Origin of the sequence: Exiguobacterium sp. SH31, from assembly GCF_001816105.1 — a bacterium.
GTDB classification, from domain to species: Bacteria; Bacillota; Bacilli; order Exiguobacteriales; family Exiguobacteriaceae; genus Exiguobacterium; species Exiguobacterium aurantiacum_A.
In genome coordinates, this window is record NZ_LYTG01000030.1 from 1 (window position 1) to 10,704 (window position 10,704).

Annotated in this window: 9 protein-coding genes; 3 read left to right on the forward strand and 6 right to left on the reverse strand. The window is 52.7% G+C overall.

Features of this window, described 5'->3' with window-relative positions; translation table 11 throughout:
- Both A6395_RS05010 and A6395_RS05015 read right to left on the reverse strand, forming a co-directional pair.
- Window positions 1-1,785, reverse strand: a 1,785-nt coding sequence (locus A6395_RS05010; protein WP_252100512.1) for a heparinase II/III family protein, incomplete at its 3' end; no start/stop codon positions are given.
- Window positions 1,786-1,900: 115 nt separating this feature from the next.
- The gene (locus A6395_RS05015) at window positions 1,901-3,988 is read right to left on the reverse strand and encodes a heparinase II/III family protein (protein ID WP_071398138.1); all 2,088 of its coding nucleotides are present in this window, start codon (window positions 3,986-3,988) and stop codon (window positions 1,901-1,903) included.
- A 318-nt stretch (window positions 3,989-4,306) separates the two neighbouring features.
- Here A6395_RS05015 and A6395_RS05020 point away from each other — a divergent pair, with 318 nt between their 5' ends.
- From A6395_RS05020 to A6395_RS05030, 3 genes are all read left to right on the forward strand, one after another.
- Complete coding sequence (locus A6395_RS05020) at window positions 4,307-4,762, forward strand: sigma factor (protein WP_084812950.1); 456 nt, start codon at window positions 4,307-4,309, stop codon at window positions 4,760-4,762.
- 4 nt (window positions 4,763-4,766) lie between these two features.
- On the forward strand, window positions 4,767-5,627 hold the full coding sequence (locus A6395_RS05025; RefSeq protein ID WP_252100513.1) for a tyrosine-type recombinase/integrase: 861 nt from the start codon (window positions 4,767-4,769) through the stop codon (window positions 5,625-5,627).
- A gap of 177 nt (window positions 5,628-5,804) precedes the next feature.
- Entirely contained in the window at window positions 5,805-7,886 is a 2,082-nt protein-coding gene (locus A6395_RS05030) for a heparinase II/III family protein (RefSeq protein WP_071398139.1), read from the forward strand.
- Between the two features lie 49 nt (window positions 7,887-7,935).
- On the opposite strand, the gene A6395_RS15870 is transcribed toward A6395_RS05030, so the two are convergent.
- The 4 genes from A6395_RS15870 to A6395_RS15960 form a co-directional block, all read right to left on the reverse strand.
- A complete protein-coding gene (locus A6395_RS15870; protein ID WP_149038969.1) occupies window positions 7,936-8,379 on the reverse strand; it encodes a prealbumin-like fold domain-containing protein in 444 nt (147 codons plus the stop codon).
- A 227-nt stretch (window positions 8,380-8,606) separates the two neighbouring features.
- Window positions 8,607-8,846: a prealbumin-like fold domain-containing protein gene (locus A6395_RS05035; RefSeq protein WP_071398140.1), complete on the reverse strand. Its 240-nt coding sequence runs from the start codon at window positions 8,844-8,846 to the stop codon at window positions 8,607-8,609.
- A gap of 293 nt (window positions 8,847-9,139) precedes the next feature.
- A complete protein-coding gene (locus A6395_RS05040) occupies window positions 9,140-9,448 on the reverse strand; it encodes a hypothetical protein (RefSeq protein ID WP_071398141.1) in 309 nt (102 codons plus the stop codon).
- Window positions 9,449-9,453: 5 nt separating this feature from the next.
- Window positions 9,454-10,704 (reverse strand): P-loop ATPase, Sll1717 family (locus A6395_RS15960; protein WP_071398142.1); only part of this gene is annotated, 1,251 nt, incomplete at its 5' end.

Sequence of the window (10,704 nt, forward strand, 5' to 3'; positions counted from 1 at the left end):
GCGCCGGTTCACGTCGCGGAACAAGACGTCACGCGCGGTCCCCGATCCTGCGACGAGTTCGAGGCCTGCTCCGAGGTGGAACCGCTGCACGAACAGGTCGGGCTCAGGCGACGTGATCCGGTCATAGACGAGGAGCGTGCGCGCTTTGTCATAGATGAGCCTCCGCTCATGCGTCGCCCCGTTCCCGATGAGTCGGCTGACGCCGCGGGCAACGCTAGTCTTCGCATCTTGTTCGACCGAAACGATCCCGCTCTGTCCGATGTTCTCGACCGACAAGTCGAGCTCTTCGCCGAGCCGGTGGACGGTGTTATGGGCGGCGACCCGTAACGCCTGGGTGCGCTCGGTTCGGTCCGTATAGCCGTAGCGGCCCGTCTCGACGATAAAATCACGACCAAGGCCGTACAGCTCTAAACTGAGGTCGTCGGCGTGCTTGTGGGCATAGCCGTTATAGCCGGCCGTCATCGTGATATGCGTCGCGTCGCTGAAAACACGTTTCGGATGTGCCCAGTATTCGCGCATGATGGCGTATTGCGTCCCGAGCCGTTTGACGAGCTCGGTCGGCTGACTCCCTTCCGTCCCGCCGCTGAGCGCATAGGCGAGCCCCGGGAAGTCGCGCGTATCAGGGACCATGTCGAACGGACGGATATGTCCGCTCGTATCGCCAAAGATCGGCAGCGTCCGGTTCGGCTTAACAAAATAGGCGAGCTGCGCAGGCATGTGTCGGATCGTCTCGAAGCGGCGCGGCAACAAGATGCCGTTCAAGCCCGCCCACTCACTGAAGCGGGCCAACGTATGGTAGACGTAGACGTGGTACCCCGGCGAGTGCTCGAGATGGGTCCCATCCTCAGACAGGCTCGTCTCGAGCTGGTCATCGAGCCGGGCGCGGGCGATGCGGGCCCAATCTTCGCTCTTGTCGAACTCGGGGAACGTCTCGGCGATGGCGAGCAGCGCCATGTCCTGGAACAGTCCATGATTATGGCGCATCCGGTAAAACGTCGGCGACGCCAATAAGACCGCGTGATCATAGACGACGCTCAAGATGCGCTCGGTCAGACCCGGGTCGCGATGGAGCTCGGTCTTACGGTACGCGTCCCAAAAGCTGAGCAGATGGAAGACACGGACGGCGGTGCCGTGCTCGTTATAGGCGACGCGGTCGGCGCGCATGACGGGATACCGCTTCGTCCAACTGAGGACGACACGCTCGGCGTAGGCGAGGTAATCGAGCCGACCGGTTTGCCGGTACGCCCGCGTCAACTGGTTGACGGTCGTCCAGTAATGGAGCTGGAAGCGGAACGACTTGCTGTCGACGTCCGGGACGTCACGCTCCCAGTCGAACGACTCGACGTCGTCGACACGGATGCGGTGCGGTGCCGTCGGGATATACCAGTCCCCATTGAGCGTCTGGTCGGCGAACGTGACAGCTTGGTCGTCCGTCAACCGTTCATATGTATACGGAGTGTACGCCGCTTTCTGTCGCATATAGTCATGGACGAGGACGCGGTTCAAACTGCCCCCGAGCCTCGCTTTCGTGAGCGGACGCGTCAGGATGAGCTCAACTGTAGACGTCAAGACGAGAAGTTGCCGCGACCGTGACCGGACAATCGTGTAGCGGCCATACGGTCGGATCAGGCGATATTCAGTTGTCGCGCTCGTCCGCATGTACGGGACGACCTGCTTGCCTTTCCATTGGTACAACATCGTCCCCGGTGCGAGCCGGGCGTTCCAGTCGCTGCTCGCCCATGGCGTGAGCTGGCTGACGAATTGTCTAGAGATTGAGTGTTCCATCGTGTCCCCCACTTCATTTCCATTCATTACTTGAAAATTCTACCTGAACAGGGCATAGGATACAACGAAAACTCCCGGTAAATAACAGAAAGCCCGGCACGAGGCCGGGCTTCATTCATTTCGGGATCGTCATCGTTCCCGTCTCTCCGTTCGAGACCGTATACGTGACGACATATTCGGTTTCGCGTTCCTCGATGTCCGCCTGCTCGATATACGTGTTCGTCCGGTCGATCCGGATGAGCGTGATGTAACGGACGTCCGTCCCGTACTCGACCGAGACGACCTGCTCGCGCGGCTTCCATTCGAAGTCACGGACCGACAAGTGGCTCGGCTGGATTGACATGTACGAGTCCTCGTCCGTCTCGAGCTGCATGAGTTGGATCGTGCGGCGCGTCGAGTCGCGGAACTGGACGTCGTTTTGGTCGATCGAACCGCGCGACAAGTTCAACCCGTCCCCGAGGTGGAACCGCTGTACGAACATGTCGGGCTCAGGAGACGTGATCTTGTCATAGACGACGAGCGTCTTCGCTTTGTCGTAGACGAGCGTTCGGCGATGCACCCCGCCTTTGCCGACGAGTTCGCTCTCACCGATGGCGATGCTCGTCGCACCAAGATCCTCGACGGAGACGATGCGGCTCTTGCCGACCATGTCGGCGCCAAGGTCAAGCCCTTCGCCGTAGCGGTGGACCGTGTTGTGCGCCTCGACTTTGAACACTTCACGCCGTTCCGGGCGGTTCGTGTAGCCGTAGCGTCCCGTCTCGACGATGAAGTCGCGGGCGAGCCCGTATAAGTCGATGCTCAGGTCGTCGGCGTGCTTATGGGCGTTTGAGTGATACCCGGCCGTCATCATGACTTGCGTCGCACCGGAGAACGTCTGCGGCGGTTTCGCCCAATATTCGCGCATGAAACTGTACTGGCTACCGAGCTGCTTCGTCAACAGTGCAGGCTCGGTCCCTTCCACCCCGCCGCTGACGGCGTAGGCGAGCTCAGGATAGTCGGCCGCGCCCGGGATGATGTTCATCGCCCGCAAATGTCCGGCCGTGTCGCCGAAAATCGGCAACGTCCGGTTCGGTTTGACCATGTAGGCGAGCTGGACCGGGATCTCTTTAATGTCCTCGATGCGCGACGGCAATGTGAAGGCGTTCGCCTCGGCCCATTCGAGGAAGCGGCCGAACGTGTGGTAGACGTACACTTGATAGCCCGGCGAATGCTCGAGATGGATGCCGTCGGCTGAGATGCTATGCGAGATTTGTGCTTGGAGCCGCGTGCTCGCGAGTGACTGCCACGCACCGCTCTTGTCGAACTCCGGGAAGCTCTGGGCGATGGCGGTCAGCGCCATGTCTTGGAAGATACCGTGGTTGTGGCGCGACTTATAGAAGTCGGGCGATGCCAAGATCTCGCCGTGTTCGTAGATCGTCTTCAGCATCAGTTCGGTGAACGCCGGGTCCTTGTGGAGCGACGTCTTCTTATAGATGTCCCAGTAGTTCAACAGGTGGAACACGCGGATCGCCGTTCCTTGGTCGTTATAGCCCCACTTGAGACGTTTATAGTTCGAGGCCGGGTGTGCTGTCGTCCAGCTCTTGATGAGACGTTCGCCGTACTTTAAGTAGGCGAGGTCGCCTGAGTCGTTGTACGCCTGTGTCAACTGGTTGAGCACGGTCAAGTAATGGAGTTGGAACGGATACGACGTGCTGTCGACCGCTGGCACGTCCTTATGCCAGTTGAACGTGTCGATGTTCGGGACGAGGAGCTGGTTCGGCGCGGTCGGGATGTACCAGTCGCCACGAAGCGCCCGGTCGGCGAACTGTTTTGCCTGCTCCGTCGTCAAGCGGTCATACTCGTACGGCGCGTGGCCGGGAGTCCCGCGCATATAGTCGTGGACGAGCGAACGGTTGACCGCGCTCGTGAGCCGTGCTTTCGTGAGCGACCGGGCCGGGACGACCTGTGCCTGGCTCTTCTTCACATAAATTTGCTTGCCGCCGGACATGGCGAGGTAGTACCAGCCGGACGGACGGACGATGCGGTATTCCCGCGTCGTGCTCACAGTCTGGAGCGGCACGACTTTCTTATCTTTCATCTGATGCAGCGTCGTCTTCGGGGCGACACGGACGTTAAAGTCCGAGTTGGCCTCGGCCGCGAGCGGCGACAAGAGGAGCGTGCCACCGAGTAGGACGGCCGCGATCTGGCGATTGAATCGGTTCATATGTTTTGCCTCACAATTCCAAAAGTTTGTCATTTGTAAATTGTATCCAATAAATGAAGAATAAACAATAAAAAGTGGCTATCATTTCCCTTTTAATGCAATTAACATCGATTTTATACCACCCTCCTATAATGGTTGTTATAGAGAAATGGGTGCTAGGTGAAACAACGCCTAGCGCTTGTTTCGTGTTTCCGGGATGTTATACATAACGCTTGCCGTGACGAAACAATGCGATTGGTGAGGTGCGAAAACAGCATAACAACCATTATGCTGTATCCACCTAGGAAAACTTGAACGCGCGCGAGAAAGCAGCCGACCATGAACGAGATCGACCAACAACTGAACGATTGGGAACCGATGATTTATTACGTGATCCGCCAGCTAAACATCCATCAAAACGAGACCGACGACTGTGCCCAAGCGGCCCGCATCGCTCTTTGGCGCGCTATCCTAGACGGGAAGACGCTATCAAAGACGTACTGTTACATCCGGGTGCGCGGCGCCATCCTCAACTACCGGGCGACGAAGACGAAAACGCTCGTCTTTGAAATCGCGAGCGAGTGCCTCCCGGAACAGATTGAACCAGAATCGATGCCGCTCTCCCTTTGGCTCAGCGACAAGCAAAAGACTTTACCAAACCGTCATTACACTTTACTCTGCCATTTGCTTCACGGCACCGAGGATGCGCTCGGCTACTCTCCGAGCCGGCTCCGTGCCTATAAAGCCGAGCTGCACCGGATGCTTCGCGAAGACAACAAATACGAGGAGAAATGAGATCATGATTCGAATCGATGAGGCTGTCAAGCGACACCTCCACTTTTTACGCATGACCGGAAAGGCCCAAAACACGATCGATCAAGCCGACTACAAGTTCAACCGTTTCCTCGACATCATGGGTCCTGATAGCCGATTAGACGACTTCAAGACGCGTCAAGACGTCATGCCCTACATCGACGCGCTCCGCGACAAATCCTGTCAGCCCGTGACAATCAACAACTATTTGAGCGCTCTGCGCGGATTGTATGACTGGGCTGTCGCCGAACAGCTCGTCACACACAACCCGTTCCACCAGCTCCGGGTGAAAGTAAACGATCCGCTCCCCCAAGACGTACCGTCCCCGCGGATGATCCTCGCCATCATCGACGCGATTGACGTGCCGCTGTACCGGACGTTCTTGACACTTCAGCTCCATACCGGGATGCGCATCAATGAAGTAAGGACGCTCGAGCTCGGTGACGTCGACTTGGACGAGCGGCGCATCCAAATCCGGGAGTCGAAGGCCGGGAAGTCGCGTATCGTCCCGTTGAACGACATGATCTACGCCATCATGCAGACTTATCTCGAGGAAGAACGACGACACGTCGACTCCCCACTCGTCTTTCCGTCCTTGCGCGGGGCCACCATCTGTAAGACGACAATCAACCGTCATTTGACGAACGCCGCGCGCGACGTGATGGGACAGAAGATCACGTCACATAAACTGCGCCACGCCTTCACGACCCACCTGTATGAACAAGGGGTCATGGAGACGACTTTATCCGAGTTGCTCGGGCATCGTGAGCCGAAGACGACGCGGCGTTATATCCGGGTGAAAGAAAACCATCTACGAAATGCGGTCAATCGGATCAATCTCGACTAATCGAAATGATGCACAAAAAAACCAAGACATTCACTGAGGTTCTCTCTTTGAATCGTCTTGGTTTTCATCTTCTCTCACCATGCATTCCTCGCATTTTCAATAATAAGGAAATCGATTCCTTTAATGGTAGTATTAAAAAAAGAAGTCAATCCAAATCCACCACCATCGAGGGATCCTATGAAAAAATTAATCGCGCTCGTCATCTTCAGCGCTGCCGTCGTGACAACGGTCCCGGCGCAACCCGCAGAAGCGTCTTCAGCGACACCGTTCCATATTCGGTCCGTCCCGAACGCGACCGTCTACGAAATGAAGAACAACCGGATCACGCCTGTGACCGCCTACCCGGTGACGAAGCGGTATAAAGTCGTCCGTCCGTCGGGTTGGTATTACATCGCTGTCGACGGGTCGAAACAAATCATGATCAAAAAAAGTGAAGCGAAGCTCCTCCTCGCCTCACCGTTGTCGGCGTCAAGCATGAATGCGACGGCGACGCGCCAAATCGCCCACGACTATGTGAAGGCAACGAAACAGCACATCCCGTATGAGTACGAAGTGATCAGTCCCGAGCGGGCGAAACAGTACGCTGACCGCGCGCTCCAAGGTGACTGGTACATCCAGACGGCACCGTTTCGTCTGACGGTGAAAAACGTCGATACGTTCAACTGGAGCGTCCCAGCGTCTGAAAGCAACTCGTACCCGTTCCAGATTCACTATTTGACCGTGCTCAACCAGTTGACACAAGCGTATAACGATACGGGCAATCTAGCCTATTTGAAGTACGGGGAGCGCGTCATCAAAAGCTGGACGAAGGCGCATCCGATCGCGAACTATAAACAACTCCGTTGGCCGTACAACGACCATGGCACGTCAATCCGGACCTTCCATCTCTTGAACTTCTGGGATGTGTATAAAAAGACGTCACTCCATAAGGACGCAAACTTCACTGGTCTCCTATTAAAGACGCTCCACGAACACGGGACGCTCCTCGCGACGCCAAGCTTCTATAAGACGTACCATAACCACGGCATCTTCCAAGACATGGCGTTGACCGCCATCGCCCAGACGTTCCCTGAGTTCGACCGTAGCCAAGCTTGGCAGACGCTCGCCAATACGCGCCTGCAAAAACAGATCACCCACAGCATCTCGAAGGACGCCGTCCACCTCGAGCACTCGCCGGGCTATCAGTCGTACATGTATCACACGTTCGCCCGCTTCCTTGACTGGGCCGAGGCGAACCGGTTCGTCCTCCCACCGAGCATGGCCAACATGGAGGACATGCCGAAGCAGCTGACGTATATGCTGAAACCGAACAGCACGCTCCCGATCTTCGGCGACACGTCGGGCGCCATCCGGACGAAAGGCATCATCCCGGACACGGACGACTACCCGGAGCTCGCCTATGCGCTCACGCGCGGGACGGAAGGCGTCAAGCCGCCGCACGTCTTGAAACGGATCGGCACGCAGTACAGCTTCATGCGCGAGTATTGGTCGGCCCCGCCGCGCGCCTTCACCCAGGCAACGCAAGTCATGATGACGGCCGGCTACTACTCGAGCGCCCATAAGCACGCCGACGACTTGACGATCGACGTATACGGCCTCGGCCGCGACTTCATCATCGAGACGGGCCGCTACGGCTATACGAACCGGCCCGAGCGCCAGCGCGTCTTCGGCGTCGACGCCCACAACACGGTGCACCGGGACGGCGAGAACCTCGATCTGAGCGCCGCTATGCGCGGTAAGAGCCGGATCGTCACGGTGAAGAACACCGGACCGACGAGCCTCGCCATCGGTGAAAGCAAGCTGATCGGCAAAGGCGCGACCCACCGCCGCACGCTCGTCTATGACAAGGCACAGACGCTCGTCGTCTATGATAAAATCACGGGACCTGCGTCAGCGAAATACGTCCAACGGTTCCATCTCGCCGAAGGATTGAAACTGCTGAAGAGCTCGATTGCGACCCAAAACGTCTTGTATGGGGATACGAACGGTCGCACGGTGCAGCTCATGCAGCTGAATTTGAACGGCACGTCGATGCGGACGAGCACGAGTTTCGTCGCCGTCCGTGACTACGAGTGGAAACCGCGGGCGCAAGTCATCTCGTACAATACGGGGAAAGACGTCCGCTACGTGACGCTCATCCGGCTCGATCAGTCGAAGACGACCATCACGAAGACGAGCGTCAAAGCAATCGGTACGAACTACGTCGTGACGTATACGCTCTCGAACAAACAGACGAAACAAATCATCGTACCGATGTGAACACGAAAAAGCTGACACCGCGATTGAGACGCAGTGTCAGCTTTTTCGTTTAGACAGTTTTTCTTTTTCCAGACCGGATGAGCCAAATGCCTAAACTAGCAAATAGCAATCCGATCCAAGAGACCGTTCGACGTCGCGCTTCCCGTGAACGGGAGGCGGTCGAGTGTCGAGGTCGGTTTGTCTGGCGTACCAGAGCCAACCGGGATATCGCCATCTCCAAACTCGAAGTCCAGGTCCAGGTATTCTCGACAGTGAGTCGCACCGATACGTCTCCACCTGCTTTGAAGCGAATCGTCCACGGTGTCTCGTCAAGCAAATACTCAGTTGGCGCTTTCGTCTCAACGAGTGTATACGGGCTGCTGACGAGACCAGTCACGGTTGCTTCACGTTGATTGACGTCAAAGCGAACTTTATGCACTCTTGCATCTAGCTGATAACCGTTCGGGGGAGCCACTTCGGTGAACATATCCTCACATAGCGTGAGTCCGGTCACTTCAATGCGTCCATCCTCGTCTGTGACGAGGTCGTCACCACTTCATTCGTTCCGGTCTTGATTGTAAAGGTGTGTAGTGACGAATCTAACATATAGCCCGCGCTTTCGTCTCGACTAACGCAACGCATAATCACCAGAAACGAGTCCCATCACAACATCCGTTTCGATCAAGTAGATCGATTTTTGTCGTTCGTTTACGATTCGATATTGACTTGCCCCACCGTATCTCAGCCATATTTAATCGTGAATGTATGACGCGTCGTATCAAGAATGTAGCCGGCAGGTGCCGTCTTTTCAACGAACGTATGCGTACCAATCGGGATACACTCGACTGCAATCGTTCCATCGTCCCCTGTCGTCACGTTGTCGCGTACGACTTCATTCTGTTCATTCAATAATTGGAAAACCGCGCCTTTCAGACCGCTCATCGTATCCTCCTCGAGTTTCGTCAACTTGACTTGTTTCACCGTCTCGTTCGAAATGTCTCATATTTGAAGCACTGGGCTTTAGAGTTTGATTTCGAACGTGACTACTTCTTTTGGTAAGACGTAGCCGTCCGGAGCTTACATCTCAACTAAACGATAGCTGCCAAGATCAAAATCTTCAATTTCCACCGTATAATCCCTCTCTGGAGTCGGTGTTGTACTGACCGAATATTGTTGGGTTCCACTACCACGTGTCATTTCCGAGACAGTAAGCGATGACTCAATTGATTTTTGATTGCCCGGTCGAGTACTTTTGTCTGACACACCAGTCGGTATCATGTTTCGTTCTTCGGAAGCGTCAACACGAACCCGTTCACGCCATCCCCGAGGGTGAGTACAGGGTGACCGGTACCGGTACGAGTGTACGATTGCTCTCTTCCCATCCGCATCGAGTTCGATTTCTGTAATTCGACGTCGACTAATTCATGTGTGTTTGTAAATCTGTCTTTGACTTCGAGCGATGTCAAGCTCCGTTGACGATAGTTGATGTCCGATTCCCATGTGAGTGTCTGAGTCACATCATCGTAGTCTGTTGAAGATTTCGTTAACTCTACACCTCGTCCGACGGCGGCCGTCACGTTCACTTCGACTAAACTGAAAGTTCTTTTCTTAAACCTAGATGAACAACAAAGGTTTTGTCAAAATCAATTTTAATATTTTCTCTATACGCCCATGAAAAGAAATTTTTTTCCTTGTGTGTATTATATTGCTTGTTTCCTAGTACTCCAAAATCAAAAAAGTACCGTAATGTTTCCTCAAGTTCAATACTCTTAAAGCTTTCATTTTTACTATCAAAATACCTTTTAATTTCTGTATACGTAAATTCATTTTTTTTAAATTGTTTCAATAGCAAGAATGAATCATCAATTTTTTGATCAGAGATATGCCCACACAATTCATTTCTAATTTCCTTGTACAAGTATGAAGAGTAACTTTTTTCCATTTCTAAAAAGCCTTTATAACCAAAATACGCTGTGTCTGGATATGCTTCTATGATCAAATTTAAATACGTTACAAGATCCCTCGGCCGGAAGTAAGTGCGCCCAAGTATAAATTCATTAGGTTTTCTATTATTTATATTCTGAGGGAATAATTTCAAAAATAAAGAATCATGAGATTCATTTTCAAATTCAGGAACAGATTTTTGAATTTTGTTTAAAATCATTCCGAATAGAGGAGAATTAGATCTAATTGTATTTCCCCACTCAAGCTTTAAGGCACCATCTTGTTCAATTTTATTTAAGTCAGGATCATTTAATATATAAAAAATATCAGTCCTAAGCAACAATATCACTTTAACTTTAATATCTTCACTAAAGAAAATATCGTTTAATTTATCAGTGATTTTAATGAGACTGGTGATATTTGATTTATAAATATCATCATTTCTGAATTTATCATCGAGTTCATCAAAAATCACTGTATACCTATTCTCTGATTCTTTTAATGCTAGTATAATATTTTCTTTTAAATCTTCAATATACTCCACATAAGTACCAGAAACGCTTTTTGTATCAGAACTATTATTTGCGTTTAATCTAATTAGACTTAACACGCCAGCGTCAATACCTTTTTTCTTTGTTAGCTCAATAACTTTATTCATGTCTAGCTTTAAACCATTGAAGTTTTTATCTAAAAAATCAGAGAGTTTATCTTTGTGAATATTATCCATTGTTTGATCAGCAACACACTGTTGAGCAATTTCTAGTAATACAATCCATTCCCAAATTGCTATGTATTCATTAGGTTTTATAGAATTTGTTTTAAGATGTATTAATTCATGAAAATTAAATTCTTTGTAAGAAGATAATGTACAAAACCACTTCGGATTTGAGTCTGA